This window comes from Variibacter gotjawalensis, from assembly GCF_002355335.1.
GTDB lineage: Bacteria > Pseudomonadota > Alphaproteobacteria > Rhizobiales > Xanthobacteraceae > Variibacter > Variibacter gotjawalensis.
In genome coordinates this window covers 1624502-1649425 of the sequence record NZ_AP014946.1, presented here as the reverse complement: position 1 = coordinate 1649425, position 24924 = coordinate 1624502, and the positions used below count along the sequence as shown (strand labels likewise).

26 protein-coding genes and 2 pseudogenes are annotated in these 24924 nt (G+C 63.3%); 10 read left to right on the top strand and 18 right to left on the bottom strand.

Annotation, left to right across the window (positions count from 1 at the left end; translation table 11 throughout):
- Positions 1-50: 50 nt before the first annotated feature.
- From efp to GJW30_RS07990, 5 genes are all read left to right on the top strand, one after another.
- Positions 51-617: an elongation factor P gene (efp, locus tag GJW30_RS08010; protein ID WP_165391616.1), complete on the top strand. Its 567-nt coding sequence runs from the start codon at positions 51-53 to the stop codon at positions 615-617.
- Between the two features lie 15 nt (positions 618-632).
- A complete protein-coding gene (locus tag GJW30_RS08005; RefSeq protein ID WP_096353939.1) occupies positions 633-959 on the top strand; it encodes a hypothetical protein in 327 nt (108 codons plus the stop codon).
- A gap of 70 nt (positions 960-1029) precedes the next feature.
- Positions 1030-1686 carry a peptide-methionine (S)-S-oxide reductase MsrA gene (gene msrA / locus GJW30_RS08000; protein WP_096353936.1) on the top strand — a complete coding sequence of 219 codons (657 nt, stop codon included), beginning with the start codon at positions 1030-1032 and terminating at the stop codon, positions 1684-1686.
- 139 nt (positions 1687-1825) lie between these two features.
- Positions 1826-2401 carry a TIGR00645 family protein gene (locus tag GJW30_RS07995; RefSeq protein WP_096353933.1) on the top strand — a complete coding sequence of 192 codons (576 nt, stop codon included), beginning with the start codon at positions 1826-1828 and terminating at the stop codon, positions 2399-2401.
- A gap of 36 nt (positions 2402-2437) precedes the next feature.
- Positions 2438-3298, top strand: a complete 861-nt coding sequence (locus GJW30_RS07990; protein WP_096353930.1) for a fumarylacetoacetate hydrolase family protein — start codon at positions 2438-2440, stop codon at positions 3296-3298.
- Here GJW30_RS07990 and GJW30_RS07985 read toward each other — a convergent pair.
- The 11 genes and pseudogenes from GJW30_RS07985 to GJW30_RS07945 form a co-directional block, all read right to left on the bottom strand.
- On the bottom strand, positions 3295-4527 hold the full coding sequence (locus GJW30_RS07985; RefSeq protein WP_096353928.1) for an MFS transporter: 1233 nt from the start codon (positions 4525-4527) through the stop codon (positions 3295-3297). The two genes, GJW30_RS07990 and GJW30_RS07985, sit on opposite strands and share 4 nt — an antisense overlap.
- A 67-nt stretch (positions 4528-4594) precedes the next feature.
- Positions 4595-4945: a DMT family protein gene (locus tag GJW30_RS07980; RefSeq protein ID WP_096353925.1), complete on the bottom strand. Its 351-nt coding sequence runs from the start codon at positions 4943-4945 to the stop codon at positions 4595-4597.
- 123 nt (positions 4946-5068) lie between these two features.
- Positions 5069-5545 (bottom strand): hypothetical protein, encoded by a 477-nt coding sequence (locus tag GJW30_RS07975; RefSeq protein ID WP_096353922.1) that lies wholly within the window; start codon positions 5543-5545, stop codon positions 5069-5071.
- 127 nt (positions 5546-5672) lie between these two features.
- Positions 5673-6098, bottom strand: a pseudogene (locus GJW30_RS23120) (DALR anticodon-binding domain-containing protein); the annotation flags it as partial.
- Positions 6099-6251: 153 nt separating this feature from the next.
- Positions 6252-7910, bottom strand: a pseudogene (gene glyS / locus GJW30_RS07970) (glycine--tRNA ligase subunit beta); the annotation flags it as partial.
- A 4-nt stretch (positions 7911-7914) separates the two neighbouring features.
- Positions 7915-8313, bottom strand: a complete 399-nt coding sequence (locus tag GJW30_RS07965; protein WP_245408687.1) for an endonuclease domain-containing protein — start codon at positions 8311-8313, stop codon at positions 7915-7917.
- Between the two features lie 167 nt (positions 8314-8480).
- Positions 8481-9410, bottom strand: a complete 930-nt coding sequence (locus GJW30_RS07960) for a glycine--tRNA ligase subunit alpha (protein ID WP_096353913.1) — start codon at positions 9408-9410, stop codon at positions 8481-8483.
- Positions 9411-9856: 446 nt separating this feature from the next.
- Complete coding sequence (locus GJW30_RS22590) at positions 9857-10033, bottom strand: immunoglobulin domain-containing protein (protein ID WP_157746711.1); 177 nt, start codon at positions 10031-10033, stop codon at positions 9857-9859.
- An 84-nt stretch (positions 10034-10117) separates the two neighbouring features.
- Positions 10118-10999, bottom strand: coding sequence for a S49 family peptidase (locus tag GJW30_RS07955; protein ID WP_096353911.1), 882 nt, complete (start codon positions 10997-10999; stop codon positions 10118-10120).
- 60 nt (positions 11000-11059) lie between these two features.
- Positions 11060-11791: a tRNA1(Val) (adenine(37)-N6)-methyltransferase gene (locus GJW30_RS07950; RefSeq protein ID WP_096353909.1), complete on the bottom strand. Its 732-nt coding sequence runs from the start codon at positions 11789-11791 to the stop codon at positions 11060-11062.
- Positions 11778-12011, bottom strand: a complete 234-nt coding sequence (locus tag GJW30_RS07945) for a putative signal transducing protein (RefSeq protein ID WP_096358721.1) — start codon at positions 12009-12011, stop codon at positions 11778-11780. Before GJW30_RS07945 ends, GJW30_RS07950 begins: the two co-directional genes overlap by 14 nt.
- 116 nt (positions 12012-12127) lie before the next feature.
- Between GJW30_RS07945 and GJW30_RS07940 the strand changes: the two genes are divergently transcribed.
- Together GJW30_RS07940 and panB are read left to right on the top strand one after the other, a co-directional pair.
- Positions 12128-13138 (top strand): polyprenyl synthetase family protein, encoded by a 1011-nt coding sequence (locus GJW30_RS07940; RefSeq protein ID WP_096353907.1) that lies wholly within the window; start codon positions 12128-12130, stop codon positions 13136-13138.
- 59 nt (positions 13139-13197) lie between these two features.
- Positions 13198-14022 (top strand): 3-methyl-2-oxobutanoate hydroxymethyltransferase, encoded by an 825-nt coding sequence (panB, locus tag GJW30_RS07935; protein ID WP_096353904.1) that lies wholly within the window; start codon positions 13198-13200, stop codon positions 14020-14022.
- A gap of 138 nt (positions 14023-14160) precedes the next feature.
- On the opposite strand, the gene GJW30_RS07930 is transcribed toward panB, so the two are convergent.
- From GJW30_RS07930 to GJW30_RS07920, 3 genes are all read right to left on the bottom strand, one after another.
- Entirely contained in the window at positions 14161-15024 is an 864-nt protein-coding gene (locus tag GJW30_RS07930) for a 4-(cytidine 5'-diphospho)-2-C-methyl-D-erythritol kinase (RefSeq protein WP_096353901.1), read from the bottom strand.
- 208 nt (positions 15025-15232) lie between these two features.
- Positions 15233-17002 (bottom strand): tetratricopeptide repeat protein, encoded by a 1770-nt coding sequence (locus GJW30_RS07925; protein WP_096358720.1) that lies wholly within the window; start codon positions 17000-17002, stop codon positions 15233-15235.
- A 244-nt stretch (positions 17003-17246) separates the two neighbouring features.
- Positions 17247-18899, bottom strand: a complete 1653-nt coding sequence (locus GJW30_RS07920) for an electron transfer flavoprotein-ubiquinone oxidoreductase (protein ID WP_096353898.1) — start codon at positions 18897-18899, stop codon at positions 17247-17249.
- A gap of 101 nt (positions 18900-19000) precedes the next feature.
- Here GJW30_RS07920 and GJW30_RS07915 point away from each other — a divergent pair, with 101 nt between their 5' ends.
- A complete protein-coding gene (locus tag GJW30_RS07915) occupies positions 19001-19858 on the top strand; it encodes a uracil-DNA glycosylase (protein ID WP_245408686.1) in 858 nt (285 codons plus the stop codon).
- Positions 19859-19987: 129 nt separating this feature from the next.
- Here the strand turns inward: GJW30_RS07915 and GJW30_RS07910 are convergent, their stop codons facing one another.
- The 4 genes from GJW30_RS07910 to GJW30_RS07895 all read right to left on the bottom strand — a co-directional run bounded on the left by GJW30_RS07910 (position 19988) and on the right by GJW30_RS07895 (position 22087).
- Complete coding sequence (locus GJW30_RS07910; RefSeq protein WP_096353895.1) at positions 19988-20542, bottom strand: biotin transporter BioY; 555 nt, start codon at positions 20540-20542, stop codon at positions 19988-19990.
- A 150-nt stretch (positions 20543-20692) separates the two neighbouring features.
- Positions 20693-21151 carry a hypothetical protein gene (locus GJW30_RS07905; protein ID WP_096353892.1) on the bottom strand — a complete coding sequence of 153 codons (459 nt, stop codon included), beginning with the start codon at positions 21149-21151 and terminating at the stop codon, positions 20693-20695.
- 115 nt (positions 21152-21266) lie between these two features.
- A complete protein-coding gene (locus GJW30_RS07900) occupies positions 21267-21692 on the bottom strand; it encodes an EamA family transporter (protein WP_197703808.1) in 426 nt (141 codons plus the stop codon).
- A gap of 20 nt (positions 21693-21712) precedes the next feature.
- A complete protein-coding gene (locus tag GJW30_RS07895) occupies positions 21713-22087 on the bottom strand; it encodes a cupin domain-containing protein (protein ID WP_096353886.1) in 375 nt (124 codons plus the stop codon).
- Positions 22088-22238: 151 nt separating this feature from the next.
- On the opposite strand from GJW30_RS07895, the gene GJW30_RS07890 reads away from it, so the two are divergent.
- Together GJW30_RS07890 and cydB are read left to right on the top strand one after the other, a co-directional pair.
- Positions 22239-23627 (top strand): cytochrome ubiquinol oxidase subunit I, encoded by a 1389-nt coding sequence (locus tag GJW30_RS07890; protein ID WP_096353883.1) that lies wholly within the window; start codon positions 22239-22241, stop codon positions 23625-23627.
- A 193-nt stretch (positions 23628-23820) separates the two neighbouring features.
- Positions 23821-24825, top strand: coding sequence for a cytochrome d ubiquinol oxidase subunit II (gene cydB, locus GJW30_RS07885; RefSeq protein ID WP_096353880.1), 1005 nt, complete (start codon positions 23821-23823; stop codon positions 24823-24825).
- Positions 24826-24924: the final 99 nt, after the last annotated feature.

Below are 24924 nucleotides of genomic sequence, written 5' to 3'. Positions count from 1 at the left end.
CGCCAAATCAACCGCGGCCTTCACGGCTGCAGCAACCGCCAAGGCATTCCGTGAAAGTCATCGCCTCTTCGCTCCGCAAGAACAACATCGTCGACATCGACGGTCGGCTCTACGCGATCCTCGTCGCCAACAATATCCATCCGGGTAAGGGCACGCCGGTCACGCAGCTCGACATGCGACGCCTGTCGGACGGCGTGAAGGTCTCGGAACGCTACCGCACGACCGAAATGGTCGAGCGCGCCACCGTCGAGGATCGTGACCACACGTTCCTGTACAACGATGGCGAAGGCTATCACTTCATGAACATCGAGAACTACGACCAGATCACGGTGCAGGAAGACCTCATCGGCGAGCAGGCCGCGTATCTCGCGCCGGAAATGAAGGTCATTCTGTCGATGCACGAAGGCAATGCGGTCGGCATCGAACTGCCGGCGCGTGTGACGCTCGAAGTTACCGACACAGAGCCGGCGCTGAAGGGCCAGACGGCATCGTCGTCCTACAAGCCCGCGATGCTGTCGAACGGCGTGCGCACGAACGTTCCGCCGCACATCGCGCCGGGCACCCGGATCGTCGTCATGACGGTGGACGGTTCCTACGTCGAGCGCGCCAAAGACTAACCAGATTGCGAGCCGATGGGCCTGATCCGCTTCATCTTCCGCGTCGTCGGCTTCGTCCTCTTGGTGGCGGCGTTCGTCGCCTTGATCTACGACGGCACCAAGACGCTCGCGGGCACGACCGTGATGATTACGCCGGTCGACGTGACGTGGACGAACGTCCACCCGTCCAGTCTCGAAGCCATGCAGGCCAAGCTGAAGGCCAATCTCCCCGCCTCCGCGCTCGAGCTGGTGAATGCGTATTTCTTCAAGGCGCCGGCCTCGCTCCTGCTCGGCATTCTGGGCGCGCTGTTGTTGCTGCTCGGCCGCAAGCCGAAACCGCTGATCGGCTACGCGCGGGAGTAACAAAATCCCTCCCCGTGCGTATTGCCTTCGCGGCCCCTATATTAGGGCCAACCCATAGAACGGAGGCGTTATGTTCTTCTTCAAGAAATCCTCCTCGATCCCGAGCGCGAACGAAGCCCTGCCAGGCCGCGCCAATCCGATCCCGACCGCCGAGATCCACGACATCAACGGCAATCCGCTAAAGGGGCCGTATCCCGAAGGCAGCGAGATGGCGATGTTCGGCTTCGGCTGCTTCTGGGGCGCGGAGCGGAAATACTGGGAACTCGGCGACGGCATCTTCATCACGGCCGTCGGCTATGCGGCCGGCTCGACGCCGAACCCGACTTACGAGGAAGTCTGCAGCGGCATGACCGGGCACAACGAAGTCGTCTTCGTCGTGTTCGATCCGAAGACGATTTCCTACGAGCGGCTGCTCAAGACTTTCTGGGAAAACCACGACCCGACGCAAGGCATGCGTCAGGGCAACGACGTCGGCACGCAGTATCGCTCGGGCATCTATACATTCTCGCCGGAGCAGAAGGCCGCCGCCGAAGCTTCTAAGGCCGTGTTCCAAAAGGTGCTGACCGAACGCCGCTATGGCGCCATCACCACCGAGATCATCGACGCGCCGAAGTTCTACTTCGCGGAAGATTATCACCAGCAGTATCTGGCGAAGAATCCGCGCGGCTATTGCGGTCTCGGCGGCACCGGCGCGGTTTGTCCGATCGGGCTGGCTAAAGCCAGCTGACGGGCTCGCCAAAGCGAGCTGAGCTTATCTTACGCCAATGAACGTGGCCGCCCGGGAGGGCGGCCATTTTCGTTGCGCGGGGCTCTACCCCATCACGCTCGCCTGTGGCATGTGAGACGGCAACAACCGGGGACCAGCTGTGCCAACATCCAAGCCGAAAACCGAGGAGAAGGCGCCTCTCGCCGAGACCATCATCGAGGTGCTGATCTTCAACAGCCGCTGGTTAATGGCGCCGTTCTATGTCGGGTTAATCGCGACGCTGTTCCTGCTGTTCATCAAATTCGCCGCGCTGCTGTTCGGCTACATCGTCAACATCAACGGCATGACGGACTCGGACGTCATCCTCGCAGTGCTGACGCTGATCGATCTCGCCTTCACGGGCAATCTCGTGCTCATCGTGATCTTCTCGGGCTACGAGAATTTCGTCTCTAAGATCAACACGGGCGATCACGACCGCCCGGATTGGATGACCAAGGTCGACTTCTCGGGTCTCAAGCAGAAGCTCATCACGTCGATCGTCGCGATCTCAGCGATCCAGGTGCTGAAGGCTTTCATGAACATCGACAAATACGGCGGCGACAACACCAAGCTCGGTTGGCTGGTCGGTATTCACATCGTCTTCGTCATCTCGATGTTGGTGCTCGCCATGTCCGATCGCTTGAGCGCGGGCGATAAATCCCCGGCCGAGCACATGGACAAAGCCTCCAAGAAATAATCCGGACCAAAAACAACAAGAAGAAGGAAACGTCCCATGAAAATCGTAGCGTTCGTTGAGAACGGCGCGCGCCATCTCGGCATCATCGAAGGCGACCAAGTCGTCGATCTCCAGGCCGCGGACTCGCGCGTGCCGGACGACTTTCCGGCAATTCTCGCGGCCGGCGATATGGGGCGCCTTGGCGACGTTGCGAAGAACGCTCCCGCAAGCGCGCGCCGTCCGCTCGCCGGCATCAAGTATGCGCTGCCGGTGGCGAAGCCCGGCAAGATCATCTGCCTCGGCCTCAATTATTTGGAGCATGCGAAGGAAGGCGGCCATCAGCGGCCGCAGCATCCGTCGATTTTCCTGCGCGTCACGACATCGTTGACGGCACACGAAGCGCCGATCGTGCGCCCGCAGGCGTCCGTCACGCTCGACTACGAATGCGAGCTGGTGCTCGTCGTCGGCAAGCGCATGCGCCATGCGACAAAGTCGAATGCGCTGTCCTGCGTTGCGGGTTACTCGTGCTTCAACGACGGCTCTGTGCGCGAATTCCAGCGCCGCACGTCGCAGTGGGACTACGGCAAGAATTTTGACAAAACCGGCGGCTTCGGCCCTTGGTTCGTTTCCGCCGACGAGCTGCCGCCCGGCGCCAAGGGCCTCAAGATCGAGACGCGTCTCAACGGCAACGTCATGCAGTCCGACAACACGTCGAACATGATGTTCCCGATCATCGAAACGATCGTCGACGTGACGCAAGGCATGACGCTCGAGCCCGGCGATCTCATCGTCACCGGCACGCCGTCTGGCGTTGGCCATGCGCGCAAGCCGCCGGTGTGGATGAAGGGCGGCGACACCGTCGAGATCGATATCGAGGGCGTCGGCGTTCTGCGCAATCCGGTCGTCGACGAGGTCTAGGCCGCTGCCGGCGCGGCTTTGGCCGCGCCACCGCAGGCCGGGCCGACGATGCGCGTCGCGCCGATCCATAGGATCAGCGCGAGTGCCGCGATGGCGGCGAGCGCAAAGAACGCAGTCGCATAATTCACGCGCTCCGCGATGAAGCCCGCGAAGGCCGGGCTGGTCGCGGCGCCGACACCTTGCATCGTCATCACGGCGCCGAGCCCGACATTGACGTTGCCGGTGCCTTTGAGAATGCGCGCGGTGAGACCGGGCGTCGCAACGCCGAGCAATCCGGCACCGACACCGTCGAGCATCTGGACGGGTATCAAGCCCCACGAGTCCGAGATCGTCGCGGCAAGCACGCCGCGCAGCGGCAGCGACGCCAGTGCAAGCACAAAGACGATCCAGTAACCGCGCGTTTCCGCAAGGCGTGCGGCGAGCAACGCCATCGGAATCATCGTCAGCTGCGCGACGACCACCGTCGCGGCCGTGAACGCACTCGGGTCACCGGCGCCGCGCGCGACCAGCGCCTGGCCGAGAAGCGGCAGCATCGCGGCGTTGCCGAGATGAAAGAGCATCAACGTCACGGCGAGGATGATGAGCGGCGCATTGGTCAGCAGTGCCGCGTAGCTCGTCGCCTGTCCGGTGTCGGAGGTGTCGCCCTCGGCCTTTTCGGCCGCGCCACGCGCCGCGACGTGATCGATGTCCTCAGGCTTGATCGTCAGCACGGCGATGATCGCGAAGAAGGCCATGCCGGCCATGAAGTAGAAGATAGCGGCGAGCCCGAAAAAATATCCGGCGGCGCCGCCCGCGACTGCCGCGAAAACGTTGCCGGCGTGGTTGAAGGCTTCGTTGCGGCCGAGCTGGTGCGCGAAACCGGTTTGCTTGACGAGGCCGAGCGTCAGTCCCGCAATCGCCGGAACGACCACCGCGCCCGCGATGCCGGTGACGGCCTGCGTCGCCACCGTGACCGGAAAGGTCGGCGCGAACAGCGTGATCATCGACGCAACGATGATCGCGATGGACGCCACCACCATGATGGCGCGTTTCGCGGTCGTGGAATCGACCAAAGCACCGAGCGGTGTCGTCGCGATCATCCCGGCATAGCCGCCGAGCGTCATGACGAGCCCGATCTCGGCGGGCGACCAGCCCTTCTGCTGCAGGAAGACGCCGAGGAACGGCCCGAGGCCGTCCCGCACGTCGGCCATGAAGAAATTGAGCCCGTTGAGCGACTGAATCGAATTCATGGAAATGGCTTATCGCAATGAGGTGAGCCGCCCCGCCCAACGCGCGGCGTGAAATTTAAGTTCCAGCCTATAGGGGGCCTTTAAAGACAAAGAAAGCGCCGGCAGCGATGAAGGCAAAGCCGACGACGTGGTTCAGCGTGATCGCTTCCTTCAGGTAGAAGACCGAGAAGATCGCGAAGACGATCAGCGTGATCACCTCCTGCATCGTCTTGAGCTGCGCGGTCGAATAGACGGCGCTGCCGAAGCGGTTGGCCGGGACGGCCAGGCAATACTCGACGAAAGCGATCGCCCAACTCGCAATGATTGCAATGAACAGAGGGGACGACTTGTACTTGAGGTGGCCGTACCACGCGAAGGTCATAAAGACGTTCGAGGCGATCAGCAGCAGAATCGGCGTGACGTATTGGGAAATGGGCATGGCGGCTCCAGACCAAAACAGGACTATCCGGAACCTCTTGGATTTCGGATTGCGCCGCGTCAACGCCGCAAACAAAAAAGCGCTCCCGTGGGAGCGCTTAAAGTTTAAAGGCTATGTGGCTCCTTACGCGGCGGCGCCGACCGCGCGCGTACCTTCACGGATCTCGTTCAGAAGCTTGAGGCGGTTCTCGCGGAGTTCGCCCGGCGCATGCGCATCCACGCGTGCGTTGCGCAGGAACGCCGCGAGCAGCGGACCCAGCGCCGCGATGGCGTGCAAAGCCTGCTGGAAGTCGTCGGTCTCCATCGCCTTGTCGGCTTCCTGCCGCGCCAGCACGAGCGCGATAGCGAGTTCACGCTCTTCCTTCAGGACGTAAAGGCTCGGGTTCGGCTTGCCGCGATAATCGCGCCCGTCGCGCGACTCTTCGCCGGCCAGCACTTCGTCGGCCTGCTCGACGTTGTCGAGAAAGGTCGCAGCTTCAGGCGTCGAGAAAAAGTCGCGGATCGCCGCCGCCAATCGGCGCGACGTATCGCTCGCCGCTTTGACGCGGCCCGCATGCGCCGCGTCCGCAAATTCCATCGCCGATACTTGCCGCTCGTTCATGTGTAAGGCCCCAGAAAAAATGAGTTAAAACTGAATGAGCCGGAGCATCGCCCGGCGGGGTCTTACAATGCGTTGCCGCCGCGCCGGCAATTTTAGCGACATTGCGGGCGGCTAATAATACCGCTGTTCACCCGGCGATCTTCGAGAAATCGGCCACCGCGCGGGTGGCTTCGCGGATTTCATTGAGCAATTTCAAACGGTTCTCGCGCCGGTCCGACATATCGACGTTGACCGTCACCTTGTCGAAGAAGGCGTCGACGAATGGCCGCAGCGTCGCGATTGCATGCATGGCCTGCTCGAACTGCTCGGCTGCCACCGCCTTCGCGGCCTCATCCCGGACCAGCACGATCGAGGTCGCGAGTTCACGCTCCTCCTTCGATAGATAGAGCGAGGGGTCTGGTTTGCCCTTGTAGGCCTTGCCGTCCTTCTTCTCCTCGATGGCGAGAATGTTCGACGCGCGCTTCACGCCGGCGAGCAGGTTCTTGCCGTCCTCAGTCGCGAGGAATTTCGCCAACGCATCGACGCGTCGCGTGATGAGCAAGAGATCGTCCTGCGTTCCGTGCGTGCGCGACGGGCTCCCACCCTCCCCTGGAGGGGGAGGGTCGGCACGCAGTGCCGGGGTGGGGTGATCTTCCGGCGCGCTTCGCGCGTCACCCCCACCCGACGGCTTCGCCGTCGACCTCCCCCCTCCAGGGGGAGGTGAAGAGGCGCCGAGTGCAAGGACAGCATCGACGAGATCGTGACGCGCGCCTTGATCGCGAAGCTGGACTTTCAGGCGGTCGTGGAAGAAGGCGAGCAAATCCGGATCGCGCACGAGCGTGAGCAGATTCAGATTGAGTTTGTTCTCGAGCACCAACCTGATCACACCCAACGCCGCACGACGCAACGCGTAAGGATCCTTCGAACCGGTCGGCTTTTCGTCGATCGCCCAGAAACCGACGAGCGTGTCGATCTTGTCGGCGAGGGCGACCGCGATCGCGACCTTGTCGGTCGGCACGCGGTCGGACGGGCCTTGCGGCTTGTAGTGATCCTCGCAGGCGATCGCGACTGACGCGTTCTCGCTCTGCTTCTCGGCGTAGTATTTTCCCATCAGGCCTTGCAGCTCGGGGAATTCGCCGACGACTTCCGTCATCAGATCGGCTTTGCACAGCTCGGCCGCGCGTTCGGCCAAATCAGCGTCGGCGCCGACGAGCGGCGCGATCTCGCGTGCGAGTTTCTTGATGCGATCGATACGTTCGCCTTGCGTGCCGAGCTTCTCGTGGAAGACGATGTTGAGCGCGCGCAGTTTGGCGAGACGCTGATCGAGCGGCTTGCCCTTGTCTTCGTAGCCCGGCAGCGGTTTCTGGTCGGTCTCCCAGAAATACAGCGCGTCCGACAAACGCGCGCGGATGACGCGCTCGTTGCCGGCGATGATTTTCGTGCCGCCGTCTTCGGCTTCGGTGTTCGCGATGAGAATGAACTTCGGCGCCAGCGTTCCGGTTTTCGGATCGCGCAGCACGAAGCATTTCTGATTGTTGCGGATCGTCGTGCGGATGACTTCCGGCGGAATGGTCAGGAACGATTGCTCGAACGAGCCCATCAGCACGACGGGCCATTCGACGAGGCCACCGGCTTCGGCGAGCACGCCCGCATCTTCGATCAGCTCGAAGCCTTGCGCGAATGCAAGATTCTTCGCGTCGGCCTGGATGATCTCCTGGCGGCGCGCCGGATCGAGCACGACCTTCGCGGCTTCAAGCTTTGCCGTGTAGTCGTCGAGGCGCTTCACCGCGAAGGCGTCCGGCGCGAGGAAGCGATGGCCGCGCGTCACATTGCCGGCGACGATGCCGCCGATCTCGAACTTCACGATGTCCGGCTCTTCGGTCTCGGGACCGAAAGTCGCGACGATGGAATGCAGCGGACGCACCCAAGTGAGCGCGCCCGGCTCTGCCGACGCTGCGCCCCAGCGCATCTGCTTCGGCCACGGAAAGGTGCGGATCACCTCCGGCACGATCTCGGCGATAACCTGGATCGCGTCGCGGCCCGGCTTGTCGATGCGCGCGACGTAGAAGTCGCCCTTCTTGTCCGGCTGCACCACGGCCTGATCGATGCTCGCGAGGCCGGCGCTCTTGAGGAATCCCTCGATCGCCTTCTCGGGCGCGCCGACGCGCGGCCCTTTCTTTTCTTCCTTCACGTCGGGCTGGCGCACGGGAAGCCCTTGCACCCACAGCGCGAGACGGCGCGGCGTGACGAACGCTTTCGCACCCTCGTAGACGAGCCCGGCGTCGACCAGCCGGTCGGTCACGCCCTTGCGGAAATCCTCCGCCGCCTTCGCCTGCATGCGGGCCGGAATTTCCTCGGAGAAAAGCTCAAGCAGAAGATCGGGCATGGCGCTATTCGCGTTCCGTGAGGGGCGCAGAGCAGTTGCGCTCCCCTCCACCCGAAGCCGAGCGCAGCTCGGCTGACGGTGGGGAGGGGTTGGGGGTGGGGGGCGCTTTAACGGCCGTGGCCGACAAAGCAGCAGCAATGACTGCGAGCACGCCGTCTAAATTGCCGCTGACTTCGTTGTTCCAAAAGCGGAGGACTCGATATCCATGCGCAGACATGTACGCATCACGTAGGCCGTCGCGCGCTACTTGCGTCGCATGCTGTCCGCCGTCCAACTCAATCACAAGCCGATGCGTATGGCAGGCAAAGTCCGCGAAATATGAGCCGAGTGTTGCCTGGCGACGAAAATGCGCGTCGGGTCGACGGCGCAGATGCTGCCACAGCTTTCGCTCCGCTGCGGTCATGTCCCGGCGCAAACGGCGCGCGCGCGGCACTCGCAAATCTCGTGACATTGGAGAATGCCTGCTCCCCACAGTAGAAGTGCCCCCCACCCCCGACCCCTCCCCACCATTCGCTTTGCGAATGGGTGGAGGGGAGCACGCTGCGGCTCGATGCGGGGTCAGAGTGATCATCACGCTCCACCGCCGGCGGTCGCGAGCCAGGCGCCGCCGCACGCTTTCGCGAGTTCGCGGACGCGCAGGATGTAGCTTTGGCGTTCGGTCACCGAGATCACGCCGCGCGCATCGAGCAGGTTGAACGCGTGGCTGGCCTTGATGCATTGATCGAAGGCGGGCAGCGCCATCTGGTGGCGCGTCTTGGCGTCGTCGTGCCAACCGGCCGCGAGATATTTCTGGCAGGCCGCTTCGGCCATGCGGAACTGCTCGAACAGCATGCCGACATCAGCGTGTTCGAAATTGTGCCGCGAGTATTCTTGCTCGGCCTGCAGGAAGACGTCGCCGTAAGTCACCTTGTCGGCGCCGTCGCGGCCGTTGAAATTGAGGTCGTAGACGTTGTCGACGCCCTGCACATACATCGCGAGGCGCTCGAGACCGTAGGTCAATTCACCCGCGACCGGCGCGCATTCGAAACCGGCGACCTGCTGGAAGTAGGTGAACTGCGAGACTTCCATGCCGTCGCACCAGCATTCCCAGCCGAGGCCCCAGGCGCCGAGCGTCGGGCTCTCCCAGTCGTCCTCGACGAAGCGGATGTCGTGGAGCTTCGGATCGATGCCGATCGCGTAGAGCGAGTTCAGGTAAAGGTCCTGCAGGTCCGGCGGCGAGGGTTTTAGGATCACCTGGTACTGGTAATAGTGCTGCAGGCGGTTCGGGTTCTCGCCGTAGCGGCCGTCCTTCGGGCGGCGCGACGGTTGAACGTAAGCGGCCTTCCACGGCTTCGGGCCGAGCGCGCGCAACGTCGTCGCGGGGTGGAAGGTGCCGGCACCCATTTCCATGTCGTACGGCTGGAGAATCACGCAGCCCTGTTCGGCCCAGTAGCGCTGCAGCGCCAACAGGAAGCCTTGGAAGGACCGCTTCGGGTCCATATGCGGCGCAAGTTCAGCCATTGCGGGGAGCCGTTTGGTTTCGGTGGCGCACTGGTACTGACCCGGGACCTAGCGGTCAAGAACGCCAAGCTTCCCGCCCGAGGCAGGCTAAAGGCTTGATAAATCTCGGCCGAAGGGCGCCGACACAAAAAACTTCGCCCCGGATGTCCGGATCGGCTTGCCGTTACCGTCTTGAAATATGCGGGACATCACCCGGAAACACGCGGCCGTTAATTTCGCACTCAAGTTGAACCTGTTGGGCGCGGTCAACGACTGAAGGTCAGGACGGAGAAAACAAATGCTCGAACTTCAGCTCATCGGCTTCGCTGGTTTTGCCCTCTTCTTCGCGGCCCTGCTCTCGGGCACCCGCGTTCCCAACCGCTCGTAACCGCAACGATCCGCCGCCATAACGGTCGTCATGACCCGCTTCATGCGGGCCATCCACGTCTTCCGTGAAAACTTAAAGGCTATTCCGGCCGGTAAACGCCGGCCTGATCGCGGCGCAGCTTCACGCGCACCGGCTTCGGCTCGCCCTTCGCCTCGGGATGCAGTTCGGCATTGATCCGGTCGGTCTCGCGCGCGATCCACTTGATGGCCGCGAATGCGCCGACGGCTCCAATCATCCAAAATACAACAGGCGGCATGGCGGCCTCGTCGTTGGGGCGTCACAGCGACGCGGAACGTCAGCGATTCTACCCTGATTTGCGGCACAATTGCAGCGAAGAAATTCAGAGCCCGTAGCGCGCCCAAAGTGCCCGCTCGTCCAGCGTCGCGACGATATCGCCCGCGACCCCTGCCCCGATCCCGTCCAGCGCGCTCGACACGCCGCCCGGCGCACGGCCAAGCAGACTGCGCGGCGGCGTGATCAGCGGCATCTCGACCTTGTCGCCGAAGCGCTCGCGCAGCGTCGAGCGGATATCGCCGAGGCCATCGATGAGACCGAGGCCAAGCGCAGTGCGGCCGGTCCAATATTCGCCCGTGAAGAGGTCTTCGCTCGGCGCGAGGCGGGCGCCGCGGCTGTCCTTCACGAGGCCGATGAAACCGTCGTGGATTTCCTGCTGGATCGCTTTGAGGCGGCGCACATCGTCCGGCTTCTCGGGCAGGAAGGGATCGAGCATCGCCTTATTCTCACCAGAGGTGTAGAGGCGGCGCTCGACGCCGATCTTCTCGAGCAGCTTGTAAGCGCCGAACGAGCCGCCGACGACGCCGATCGAGCCGACGATGGAGTTCGGGTCCGCGATGATTTCGTCGGCCGCGCAGGCGATCATGTAGCCGCCGGAGGCCGCGACATCCTCGACGAAGGCGATGACCTTCAACTGCTTCTCTTCCGCAAGCGCGCGGATGCGCGTGAAGATGAGATGCGACTGCGTCGCCGAGCCGCCTGGCGAGTTAATGACCAGTGCGACAGCTTTGGCACCCTTCACGGAGAACGCGCGATCCAAGACTTTGGCGACGCCGGAGATCGAAAGCCCCGGCCGCAATGGCCCCGAAATGCCGATGGCGCCTGAGAGCTTGACGACAGGCACGCGCGCAATGTCGGAACGAAAGCGGCGCGGCAGCACGCCGCGCAGGGTTTTGATGGCTTGGTCGGTGAGCGAGGTTTCAGTCATGCGATCTCTCACCTATGCGTTCGGTAGCGGGCCGCCAAGGGCAGCGGACGGAATGTCGCGCTAAAGGGCAAGCGCCGCCGCATCGCGCACAACGCGTTCGCTCTCGGCTGTCGGCTTGCCGTCGGGGCCATTCAACCGCAGCGGCGGGAGCATCTTCCGCGAGGGCGCGGCACCTTTACGCGCGGAGACCAGAACGAGCGTCGCAACGCCCGGCCTCGTCTCGACCGGCAGCACGCGTGTATCGCCGAAAGCGCTTGTGAGCGCCGCGTGAACGGCGTCCAAGCCATCGGCGCGCCAGATGAGCGTGAGCGTGCCGTTCTGCGTCAGAACGCGCGCGGCGGCATCGCACCAAGCTTGCAGCAGTCCATCGGCCGCCATGTGCGCGGATGCACGTCCCGCATGCGGCGACGCCCGGTGGCGCTGCGGATCGTTGTAAGGCGGGTTCATCATCACGTGAGTGGCGGCGGGCATAGCGGCTTGCGTCACGTCGCCATGCAGGACCGCAATACGACCCGCGAGATCGTTGCGCTCGGCATTCTGCCCTGCCAACGCACACAGCGTCTGGTCGATCTCGACGAGTGTCACACGCGCTCCCGGCACACGCCGGGCGAGTGCGAGACCGGCGAGGCCAACGCCCGCGCCGAATTCGACCACATGATCGCCCGCGCCGGCGGACGTCGCCGCAGCCAGGAGCACCGCGTCATGGCCGAAGCGATGGCCGCGTTTGGGCTGGAGAAGACGCAAACGGCCGCCGAGGGCGGCGTCGTCCGTAACGCCCTCAGGCGCCGTCATCAGGGCGCAGTTCGTGCGCGAGCCCGGCGTCGCTGAGAACCTGCCGCGCGGTCCGCAGATGCTCCTCGGGCACCAGAACACGGCGCTGGAGGATGCCGATCGAGCCCTCGAGCACGCTCATATTCTGGTCCAGCATCACGTGCGGGATGTTGGCGCCATTGAGCAATGCCCCAATTGCGGACAGCAAAACCGGATCATTCGCGCGGACGAGTTCCTTCATGCGGCGAAGATGGCCGGAAACCATGCGTGACGCAAACCGGCACGGCGGAACCGGCAACTCTTGTTTGCAGCGCATGCCCCCTCTAAATTGAGCCGAAGCCACCCGGAGTTAAGCTTTTGGCCGTCGTCGTTCCGTTCGAGTCCCAGCCCACCCCCTCCATCGATCGCTTGGTCGGCCTTTGCCGCGCCGATATGGAGCGGGTCAACGCGATGATCCTGTCGCGCACCGGCTCCGAAGTGACGATGATTCCGGAAGTCGCGAACCACCTGATCTCGTCCGGCGGCAAGCGCCTGCGCCCGATGCTGACGCTTGCGATGGCGCAGCTCGCCGGCTACGCGGGCGACGGCCATATCAAGCTCGCGGCCGCCGTCGAGTTCATGCACACCGCAACGCTGCTGCACGACGATGTCGTCGACGAGAGCGAGATGCGGCGCGGACGCAAAGCCGCGCGCATGCTATGGGGTAACGAGGCGAGCGTTCTAGTCGGCGACTTCCTGCTCGGCCAAGCCTTCCGCATGATGGTCGAAGTCGGCTCGCTCCGATCGCTCGAAATTCTTTCTTCCGCCGCCGCCGTCATCGCGGAAGGCGAAGTGATGCAGCTTGCCGCCGCGAAGAACACTGCGACGACCGAAGACGAATATGTCGCGGTTATTCGCGCCAAGACGGCGGAGCTGTTCGCCGCCGCCTGCGAAGTCGGTCCGGTCATCGCATCGCTATCGAAGGCCGAGCAGACCGCATGCCGCTCCTTCGGCATGAATCTCGGCATCACTTTCCAGCTGATCGACGATGCGCTCGATTACGGCGGTAAAGCCGCGAAGCTCGGCAAGAATGTCGGCGACGATTTCCGCGAAGGCAAAGTCACATTGCCGGTCGTGCTCGCGTTCCGCCGCGGTAGCGAGGAAGAACGCAAGTTCTGGCGCGGCGCGATTGAGAATTCGGAGATCCGCGACGGCGATATTGAACATGCGCTCGCGTTGATGACGAAGCACCGCGCGCTCGACGACACGATCGCGCGCGCGCGCCACTACGGCGCCATCGCGAAGGATGCACTTGCGCTCTTCCCGGACTCCGCGGTGAAAGAGGCATTGGTCGAAACCGTCGACTTCTGCATCGCGCGCTCTCACTAACTCTACACAATAAGAATACGGCCGGCCCTGACGCCGGTTTCTCCTAGCCGGGGGTTATCATGTCCGCACAGCAAGACATCAAGCGCATCACTGCGCCCGACATCCGCGCGCGCAAGGGCGGCGAGCCCATCGTATCGCTCACGGCGTATCACACTCACACGGCGCGGCTTGCTGATCGCCACTGCGACTTCCTCCTCGTCGGCGACTCGCTCGGCATGGTGATGCACGGCATGCAGTCCACCGTACCGGTCACGCTCGATATGATGATCCTGCAGGGCCGCGCCGTGATGCGCGGCTCGCAGCGCGCGCTGGTCGTCGTCGATATGCCGTTCGGCTCTTACGAGGGATCGAAGGAAGTCGCGTTCGACAACGCTGTGCGCATCATGAAGGAAACGGAGTGCGGCGCGATCAAGCTCGAAGGTGGGCGCCGTATGGCGGAGACAATCGCATTTCTCTCCGAGCGCGGCATTCCGGTGATCGCGCATGTCGGCTTGACGCCGCAGGCGATCAACACGCTCGGCAGCTTCAAGGCGCAAGGCCGCAGCGAGACCGAGTGGGACATCATCGAGAACGATGCGAAAGCGACGGCCGAAGCCGGCGCGTTCGCGGTCGTGCTCGAAGCGGTCGCCGAGCCGCTCGCAGTGCGCATCACGCAGAATGTTGCGATCCCGACCATCGGTATCGGCGCAAGCTCGGCCTGCGACGGGCAGATCCTCGTGCTCGAAGACATGCTCGGGCTGTCTGATCGCGTGCCGAAATTCGTCAAGAAATTCGCCGAGATCGGGCCGTCGATCGACGCCGCCGTCGAAGCCTACGCGAAGGAAGTTCGCGCGAGATCGTTCCCGGCCACCGAGCACACTTACGCGATGCGGAAGAAGAGCTGAGGTAGAGCGCAAAACTCTCAACTCGTCATGCCCGGGCTTGACCCGGGCATCCATCCTTCTTCGCAAAGACTTTTTCAAAGTGTGATGGATTGCCGGGTCAAGCCCGGCAATGACGACGTATGTTCTGCCGTCCTTCGGTCAGCGCAGCGTCGTTGCGGTGATCCACCAATCGGGGCGCGCGGTGCGCAGCACCTGCGCGGCGCTGGCGGCGAGCGAGCCGCTGGCGAAAATGCCGAAGCATGTCGCGCCCGAGCCCGACATACGCGCGATCTGACATCCGGCAAGGCCGCTGATCGCCGCAATCGTCTCAGCGATGATCGGTTGGATAGCGACAGCAGGCGCTTCAAGATCGTTCGGCTCGCGATCGATGAAGACTTGAAGCCCACTCGGCGTCAGGTCTTCGGCGATCAGCGCCGGCGTGCCGATCGTCGTGCTGGCGTGCAGTTTCTTGAACACCGCGCCGGTTGCCACCGCGACGCCCGGATTGACGAGCAGCGCCGGCATCGGCGCGAGATCGAGCGGGCGCGAGAGACGATCGCCGATGCCGCGCATGACGCGCGCGCGCGGCTCCATGCAGACCGGGACGTCGGCGCCGGTCGCGACCGCCGCGCTGTACAAGCGTCCATCGTCGAGCGCGATCTCGTTCAGCCGCGCAAGCAGCCGCAATGCTGCCGCCGCGTCGGATGAGCCGCCGCCGAGTCCCGCCGCCACCGGCAAGCGCTTGTCGAGTGTGAAATGTCCGGTGCGCAGATTCTCGACGCGTTCGGCCAATTTGCGCGCAGCCTTGAGAACCAGGTTTTCGCCGCCCTCTCCGGCGGCGACTGCGGTCGGCCCCGTCACGCTGAGCGTCAACGCGTCACCCGGCTCCAGCGCCAGCTTATCGCCGCTGCCGGCGAAGGCCACGACGCTGTCGAGCTCGTGATAGCCGTCGTGCCGGCGGCCCAACACGCGCAGCGTGAGGTTGACCTTGGCGGGCGCCCATTCGGTGAGGGGGGAATTCATCTACGCTTTGTTCGAGGATTAGGCTGAACGCTTATGCCGGGTTTAGCTCTCTAAAAGAAGCCTCAAACTCCGCTCACCCCCGCGAAAGCGGGGGTCCAGTGTCGCGCGCTACAGCGCGCAACGAAAAACCTTTTGACCGTAGATATGGCGCCCTGCCGGGCGCGGCTGGATACCCGCTTTCGCGGGTATGAGCGGAGTTCCGGATTTCTCAGCCGCCGTCGCCGTTCTTCTTCGGCTCTTCGGCCTTCGCGGAGGACGGTGTCTCGCCTTCGACCAGGCCGGACTTGAGCTTCTCCTCGATCTTCTTCAGCTCATCCGGCTCAGGCTTGAGATCGCGCGCGTGCGACCACTGGAAGCGCGCCTCGAGAATACGGCCGACCTTCCAATACGCATCGCCGAGATGGTCGTTGATGGTCGGGTCTTCCGGCTTGAGCTCGACGGCACGTTCGAGATGCTTCGTCGCCTCTTCGAATTCGCCGAGGCGATAGTGCGCCCAGCCAAGCGAGTCGACGATGTATCCGTCATCCGGCCGCTGCTCGACGGCGCGGCGGATCATCTTCATGCCTTCGTCGAGATTCTTGCCGTGGTCGACCCACGAATAGCCGAGATAGTTGAGAACGTACGGCTGCTCAGGGAACAGTTCGAGCGCCTTCTTGAAGTCGGCCTCGGCCTTGTCCCAATCCTTCGCGCGCTCGTGGCACATGCCGCGATAGTAGAAGACCGGCCAGTTCGACTTTTCCGGCGTCTTGATCGCGGCGATGGCCTGGCCATAGACCTGCGCACATTCGGCGAAGGATTTGCGCACGCGCAGAATGTTGCCGAGCGCGACGATGGCTTCGAGGTCCTGCGGATTGGCGGCGATGAGCTTGTTCAGCGCGGCCTTCGCATCGTCGGTGCGCTCGATCGCGTCGTAGTTGACGGCGAGCTGAATGTCCGCGTTACGGCGCAGCGGCGAGTCTTGCGGAATGCGCTCGTAGAACTTGATCGCGACTTCCGGCTTCTTGAGATTTTCGTAAATGTCGGCGAGCGAGAGCAGCGCGAGTGCGTGCTTCGGCTGCAGATAGACCGCGAGCTGCAAATAGACGAGGCCAAGGTCTTCGCCGCCCTGACGGCCGAGCGAGGCGCCGAGGCCGTGCAACGCTTCGGCGGCGCCGGCCTGCACGCTGTCGATCATCGGCGAGAGCTTTTGCCCGGCCTTGATCTCATCCATCGAGTCGACGATCAGCGGATGACGCGGCAGCAGCTTGTCGAACGCCTCAAAGACCTTGAGTGCCTCTTCCTGCGTGCCGTTGCGCGATGTCCAGCGGCCCAATGCTTCGACGGTGCGCAGCGCGTTCGGATCGACCTGATGCGCCTTCTGCAGATACGGGCCGGCTTCCTTGCTGCGGCCCGCCATGTCGAGGATGAGGCCGGAATGCAGATCCTTGAAGATCGAGTACCAATCCGGGCCCTGCATCTTGTCGATCGTCGCGACGGCGGCTTTCGGATCGCCGGAGCCGACCTGCGACCACGCGGTCAGCAAGCCGCTGGTGAGATCGGTGATCGGATCGCGGACAGACTGCGCAAGCTGTTGGCGCGCGTTCTGAAATTGCTTGCGCTTGATCGCTTGCACGCCGAGTGCGAGGCGCGCGATGCGATGCGTCTTGTTGATCTGGACGATGCGCTCGGCGATGCGCACGGCTTCGTCGACGTCGCCGTCGATGAGCACCGACAGGAACGCATTCGAGAGCAGTTCGAAGTTGCGCGGGTCGGCGCGCAAGGCGGCGCGATAATAGGCCGAAGCCGCGGCGGCATCCTTCTGCAGACCGGCAGCGCGCGCGGCGAGATAAGTCCCGGCCGGCGAGATGCGCGCGAGTTCTTGCGGGGAGAGATACGGAGCCGGGGCTGGTGGGGTCGAGGCGGTCGAGCCTTGGGCCGCGATTGCGGTCGGGAACAGTGCTGACGCGGCCAGAAGAAGTCCGGCCGCACTACGAAACATCGTCGAACGGGTCACGCTGTTCTCCTCAGCATCGCGCCGCATGGACGCGATCGTTCAAAATAACCGTCGGCCGGTCGGATCGGCCAAATCGGGGCCAGCCACCATGACACAAAGTGCGAAAGCCCCGCATCGGTCGGGCTCCAGCATGGCTCTTTTAAGGCGCAATCCGGTAGGTGGCCAGGCACGATTCAGTGCACGCAGCGCGAATCAAATCCGCGCAACGGCCACGTTCTACCACGAAGCCTCACATATTCGGGTAGTTAGGCCCGCCCGATCCCTCGGGGGGTACCCAAGTGATGTTCTGGTTCGGGTCTTTGACGTCGCAGGTTTTGCAGTGGACGCAGTTTTGCGCGTTGATGACGAACTTCTCGTCACCGCCCTCCTGCACCCACTCGTAGACTCCCGCCGGGCAATAGCGCGCTGACGGTCCGCCGAACACGCCGAGCTCGGATTGCTTCTGCAGCGCCATGTCCTTCACGACAAGGTGAGGCGGCTGGTCCTCCTCGTGGTTCGTGTTCGAGAGGAACACCGACGAAAGTTTGTCGAACGTGAGCTTTCCGTCCGGGCGCGGGTATTCGATCTTCGGCTGCTCGGCCGCCGGCTTGAGGCTCGCCGCATCCGTCTTGCCGTGGCCCATGGTGCCGAACAGCGAGAAGCCGAGCGTGTTGGTCCACATATCGAGGCCGCCAAGCGCGATGCCGATCATGGTGCCGAAGCGCGACCACAGCGGCTTTGCGTTGCGGACCTTCCAGAGATCCCTGCCGATCGGCGTCTCGCGCCAGGAATTTTCGTAGTCGACGATCTCGTCGTTGGCGCGCCCGGCGGCGAGGGCCGCCGCGACATGCTCGGCCGCCTCGATGCCGGAGAGCATCGCGTTGTGCGTGCCCTTGATCCGCGGCACGTTGACGAAGCCGGCCGCGCAGCCGATCAGCGCGCCGCCCGGGAATGTCAGCTTCGGCACCGACTGATAGCCGCCCTCGGTGATCGCGCGCGCGCCGTAAACCAGACGATTGCCGCCTTCGAACGTGTCGGCGATCAGCGGATGCGTCTTCATGCGCTGGAATTCGTCGAACGGCGAGAGCCACGGGTTTTGGTAGTTCAGGTGGACGACGAAACCGACCGACACCAGGTTGTCGCCCCAGTGATAGAGGAACGATCCGCCGCCGGTCTTGTTGTCGAGCGGCCAGCCGAAGGTGTGCTGCACGAGGCCCGGCTTGTGCTTCTCGGGCGCGACCTGCCACAGCTCTTTAAGGCCGATGCCGAACTTCGGCACATCGCGGCCTTCCGCGAGGTTAAATTTGGCGAGCAGAAGCTTGGTAAGATTGCCGCGCGCGCCTTCGGCGAACAGCGTGTATTTGCCCTTCAGCTCCATGCCGCGCGTGTAGGCGGAATTCGGCTCGCCGTTCTTGCCGATGCCCATGTCGCCGGTCGCGACGCCCAAGACTTCGCCCTTCTCGCCATAGAGAACTTCGGCGGCCGCAAAGCCCGGGTAAATTTCGACGCCGAGCGCTTCGGCTTTGCCGGCGAGCCACTTCGTCACTTCGCCGAGCGACGCGATGAAGTTGCCGTGATTGTTCATCAGCGGCGGCATCATGAAATTCGGCAGACGCAGGCCGCCGGAATGACCGAGCCAGTAGAAGCGGTCGTCCTTTACGGTAGTCTTGAGCGGGGAATCTGCTTCGCTGCGCCACTCAGGCAGCAAGCGGTCGAGCCCGATTGGGTCGATCACGGCGCCGGAGAGAATGTGCGCGCCGACTTCGGAGCCCTTCTCGACGACCACCACCGAGAGCTCGGCATTGAGTTGCTTCAAACGGATCGCGGCGGATAGGCCCGCAGGCCCCGCCCCAACGATCACGACATCGAACTCCATACCTTCGCGCGGCGGTAGGTCTGCCATGCGAGCCTCCTGATCTACTTCAACTCTTTTGCTAGTTCAGACTATTTCCATGTTTAGGCCGGGGGAGCAATTGCCCCGATAGATATGTTAGTGTCGCGGCTGTGAGTTCCATCGAAACCGACGTCCGCCGTGCGCTTCTGAGCTTCTATGTGGAGGCCGGCGTACACACGCTTATCGGTGACGAGCCGATCGACCGCATGGCGGAACCCGCGGTTGTGGAAGCGCCACCGGAACTTGCGCCACCGCCTCCCGCGGCTGCGCGCGAAGACGCGCCGAACCGGTATCCGACGCTGCAGCCCAAGGGCACACCGGCTGTTGCAGCACCGACGGCAGCGGTGCCGGAAACGCTGGCGCCGGAAGCCGCCGTGATGGCGGCACGGCAAGCGGCCGGCAATGCCGCGACGCTCGACGAACTTCGTACGATTCTGAGCGAGTTCGAAGGCTGCGCGCTGCGCGGCATGGCGAAGCAGACCGTTTTCGCGGACGGAAATCCGGCCGCGAAGCTGATGTTCGTCGGCGAAGCGCCTGGCCGCGACGAGGATATCGAAGGGCTGCCGTTCGTCGGGCGTTCCGGCAAATTGCTCGACCGCATGCTGGCGGCGATCGGGCTCGATCGTCAGGGCGCATATATCGCGAACATCATTCCGTGGCGTCCGCCCGGCAACCGCACGCCGACGCCGCAGGAGAGCCAAGTCTGTCTGCCATTCATCCGGCGGCAGATCGAACTTGCTGATCCGGATGTGCTGGTCTGTCTCGGCGGGCCGTCATCGCAGACGCTGCTCGGCGCGCGCGAAGGCATCATGCGCACGCGCGGCAAGTGGATGACTTACAACACCGGCAAGCGCGACATTCGCGCGATCGCGACGCTGCATCCGGCCTATCTGCTGCGATCGCCGATCGCCAAGCGCCTCGCGTGGCGAGACTTCCTGGCGATCAAGCAAGAGCTGGCGAAAAACTGATCTTTCGTCATTGCGAGCGTGTTTGCGCAGCAAACCGCGAAGCAATCCAGTTCTTCTTTTTAAACTGGATTGCCACGTCGCAGTTGCGCTGCGCGCAGACTGCTTCTCGCAATGACGAGCGTTGTTTAGTTAGCGCGGCAGCGCCTTCAACGTCGCGGCGGCCAGCGCCGACTTCACGATGCCGCCGACGATGAACGGCGTCACGCCGGCAACGATCGCCTTCTCGAAACCGACGAGCGTCGAGAGCCAAGCGGCGCCGAGCACCAGGCAGAGCGCATTGCCGAGCAGCATCGCGGCGAAAGCGAGCGTCACGCGCTGACCGTTCCAGCCGCGCTCGGCGAGATAGCCGGTGAGCGCTGCGGCAAGCGGGAACGCGAAGAGATAGCCGGCCGTCGGGCCGACGAAGGAGAGCACGCCGCCGCTACCCGCAAGCACCGGCAGGCCGAGCGCAGCTTCACCCAGCCACACCAGCACAGTGACGGTGGCGAGGCGCCAGCCATAGAGCGCGCCGATCAGCGTGACGGCGAAGGTCTGCATCGTCATCGGCACCGGATACATCGGCACCTTCACATGACTCGACAGCGCGAGGATCAGCGTGCCGACGACAACGGCGGCGACTTGCCACGCGAGCGTGCGCTCCGACAGGCGCAGCGGGCTGAACGATGTGACGGCGGACGACGACATGAAACTCTCCGATAGATCGATACTGCGGACCGACCTACCGGCTTCGTTGCTGCAACGCAATGCGTCGCACGCGTTGCGCAGCCATGCGCGCGCAAAAGAAAAACGCGGCTACGAGAGCCGCGTTTCCGTAGACGAAATTTGTCGCTGAGATCAGCGCATGACGCGATAGCGCTTGCGCGTGAGGCACTCGTCCATCATCGCGATGTAGTCCATCGTCGCCTGATCCTGCACTTCGGCATTCGCCGCTGCATTCTCGGCGCCGGCGACGGCCGCTTCTTCACCGGCAGCGCGGATCAAGTGTCCGCCGTCACGGCCGCGGATCGGCAGGAAGCTTGCGAAAGCGCCGCCCACGGCGACCGCCGTGCTGGCTTCCTTGCGCTGCTTGGCTTCGCGCGCAGCCTGTTCGGCCGGCGCAGCTTGTTCGCGGCAGGCCGCGAGATCGGCTTCGTACTTTGCGGGCTTCACACGGCCGCGGCGCATGTCGACGCGGGGTTCGTAAATCGGCGCCTGCGGCGCGGCCGTGGCGACCGCCGGAGAGGGCGATTGCATGGTGGCCGAATTGCAGCCGGCGAGCAGCGCTGCGACGGGCAGCAGCATCCAGATCTTCATGACGCACCCCACTTCACATTTTCGGAAGGTCGCGTCTTCGCCCGCATGCGACAAAATGGCAACCGGTAAACTTTGCGACGCGACCCCGTTTTCTCTCGATGGTTGCATTCCGGCATCAGCCGACAGCGAGTAACACCGCCCCGAGCGCGACGAAGCCGACGCCGACCCAACTGATCAGACTCAGCTTCTCGCCGAGAAACAGAACGGCGAATATCGCAACGAAAACAACACTTAGTTTGTCGACCGGCGCAACCTGTGAGGCTTTGCCGATCTGCAGCGCGCGGAAATAGCAAAGCCACGACAATCCGGTGCCGAGCCCGGACAAAACGAGAAACAGATACGTTCGCGACGGAACAGCACCCGGATTCTGCATCTGTCCGCTGACGGCGAGAAAAAGCGCGAGCACCGGCAGAATGACGATGACGCGGATGAAGGTTGCGAAATCGGAATTCACGCCTTCGACGCCGACTTTGGCGAAGATCGCGGTCAGCGCCGCGAAAATCGCGGCGCCGAACGCCCAGAACTGCCACGAACTTGAAATTCCGCTCATCGCGTCGCGTCTTAGTCCTTCTTCGGCGGCACCATGTAGGGCGGCGGGCCGCCATCGAGGAAGTCTTGGCGCGGCGGTGCGAAAATGTCCATCACGAGCGTGTCTTCGGGGAAAAAACCTTCGTGTTCGACGCCGCCCGGAATCACCGCGACGTCACCCGGCCCCATCGACATTTTCTGCTCGCCGATGCGGAAATCCATGCGGCCGGTGACCATCCACACAAGCTGTTCGTGCGGGTGAGAATGCGCGGCGGCGTGGCCGCCCGCCTTGATGTCCCACCAGACGATCATCCCCTGTTCGCCCGCCATGACGCGGCGTGTGATTTTGTCGTTGATCTTCTCGGCCGGCAGGTCTGCGTAAGACCCGAACCCCTTGAGCACTGGCATCGCATCGCCTCCACGATTTCGTTGTTCGGCAAATGTCCGACAACTTGCCGGACATTGCCAGTCCTCCTGCGGGAAATTGATCGGCCGGAGAGATGACCCACCGACAAAACCCGCTATGATCGAGCCTTAAGATTATCGAGGAGAAGAAGCCGTGGAACTCGATGCCGTTGTGTTGGCGCGTATTCAGTTTGCCTTCACGATCACGTTCCACATCATCTTCCCGAGCTTCACGATCGGGCTGTCCGCGTATATCGCGACACTCGGCGTCATGTGGCTGCGCACGGGCGAAGAGAAATTCCGCCGCATCGCGCAATTCTGGACGAAGATCTTCGCGGTGTCGTTCGCGATGGGCGTCGTTTCCGGCATCGTGTTGTCCTATCAGTTCGGCACGAACTGGAGCCGTTTCTCGGTCGTCGTCGGCAACGTGATGGGTCCGCTGCTCGGCTACGAAGTGCTGATGGCGTTCTTCCTCGAGGCGACGTTCCTCGGCATCATGCTGTTCGGCGCGGACCGCGTGCCGCCGTGGCTCCACGTTCTCTCGTCCGCCGTCGTTGCGGTCGGCACGACGTTGTCCGCCTTCTGGATTCTCGCCGCCAACTCCTGGATGCAGACGCCGGCCGGCCACGAGATTCGCGACGGCATCGCGTATCCGGTCGACTGGCTGCAAATCATCTTCAATCCGAGTTTCCCGTATCGCTTCGCGCATATGCTCAACGCTTGCTACATCACGACGGCGTTCTGCGTCATCGCGGTCGGCGCGCGTTATCTGATCACCAATCGCCATCACGAAGAAGCGCGCACGATGATGCGCATGGGCATCGGCTTGCTCGTTATTCTGACGCCGTTGCAGCTTTTCATCGGCGATGCGCACGGGCTGAACACGCTCAAGCATCAGCCGCTTAAGGTCGCCGCGATGGAAGCGCATTGGGATGGCTCGAAGCCGGCGCCGCTTGTGCTGTTCGCGTGGCCCGACGAGATCAATGAGAGAAATCGCTACGAGATTTCGATTCCGCGCCTCGCCTCGCTGATCCTGACCCACGACATCAACGGCCTATTTCCGGGTCTCAAGAGCGTCGCGCCGCAAGATCGGCCGCCGGTGAAGAACGTGTTCTTTGCCTTCCGCATCATGGTGGGCCTCGGGCTCTTCATGATCGCGGCGGCGTTCTTCGGTCTGCTGTTGTGGTGGAAGCGCGATCTCTTCGATACGCGCTGGTATCTGTGGATCGTGTCGAAGAGCTGGTGGATGGGCTTCGTTGCGATCATCGCGGGCTGGGTCGTCACCGAAAGCGGGCGCCAGCCGTGGATTGCGACCGGAATTCTGCGCACGCGCGACGCGATTTCGCCGGTGCCGGCGTCGACCGTGCTGACGACACTGATCCTGTTCGTCGTCGTCTACTCGATCGTGTTCTCGGCCGGCATCTACTTTATCAACCGGCTGATCGAGAAGGGACCGACGGGCCGCGCGATAGAGCCGCCGGACGGCGTGCCGAACCGGCCGATCACCGGCGCGACTGAAGCCGCGCGCGACGCAACGAGGTGAGCGAGCCGATGGCCGAGCCACACACTCCGCTCATTCCCGCGCAGGCGGGAATCCAGTTGGCGCCCGGCAGGGCGCACGACAACTGCGCTTCGTTTCTCAGCGTGCTGACGCACGCATGCTGGACCCCCGCTTTCGCGGGGGCGAGCGGAGATTGGTTCGCCGGTCTCGGCCAAAACAATCGAGGAGCAGCCTGATGGAATGGTATCTCCCCGTCATCTGGGCCGGTCTCATCGGCACTGCTGTTGCGCTTTACGTCATCCTCGACGGTTTCGACCTCGGCGTTGCGATCCTCTTCCCGTTCACGGAGAACGAAGGCGAGCGTCACCAGATGACGCGATCGATCGCGCCGTTCTGGGACGGCAACGAAACGTGGCTCGTGCTTGGCGGTGCAGGCCTCTTCGTCGCGTTCCCAAAGGCGTATTCGATCATCATGCCGGCCTTCTATCTGCCGGTGATCGTGATGCTGCTTGCGCTCGTCTTTCGCGGCGTCGCGTTCGAATTCCGCATCGTAGCGCATACGAGCGTGCGCTGGTGGAACGTCGCATTTTTCGGCGGCTCGCTGACGGCAGCGCTCGCGCAAGGCGTCATTCTCGGCGGCATGATTCAAGGCATCAAGGTCGAGAACGGAGCCTTTGCGGGCGGCGCCTTCGATTGGGCAACACCGTTCTCGCTGCTCTGCGGCCTCGGTCTTGCGTCCGGCTACGCGCTGCTCGGCGCAACCTGGCTGATCCTGAAGACCGAAGGTCAGGTCGCGATCCGCGCGCGGCGGCAAGCGCTCATCGCGCTGATGCTCGTGCTCGGCTTCATGGGTGCGGTCAGCCTCTACACGCCGTTTCTGCTCGATCGCATCGCGACGCGCTGGTTCACGACGCCGAACATCTACTTTCTGTGGCCGGTGCCGCTGGTGACAGGATTCGTCGCGCTGATGCTGTGGCGCTGGCTCGATCAGGGCCGCGAACTGCTCCCATTTCTCGCAACAATCGCGCTGTTCCTCCTCGGATACCTCGGCTTGGTGATTTCGAGCTATCCGTATCTCGTGCCGCCAACGCTGACGGTGTGGGACGTCGCCGCCCACCCGAGCAGCCAGATCTTCATGCTGCTCGGCACGCTGGTGCTGTTGCCCATCGTACTCGGCTATCTCGTTCTGGTATTTTGGGTTTTCCGCGGCAAGGTGCGCGAGGGCGAAGCTTACCATTAACGCGGATTGTCAGGTTCTGGGACAGCCGACGGGCCGCGAACGCCGCGACTTTAGCCACCCGTTGGTGTATGAATCCTCTATGCGGCTACATCTTCTTCA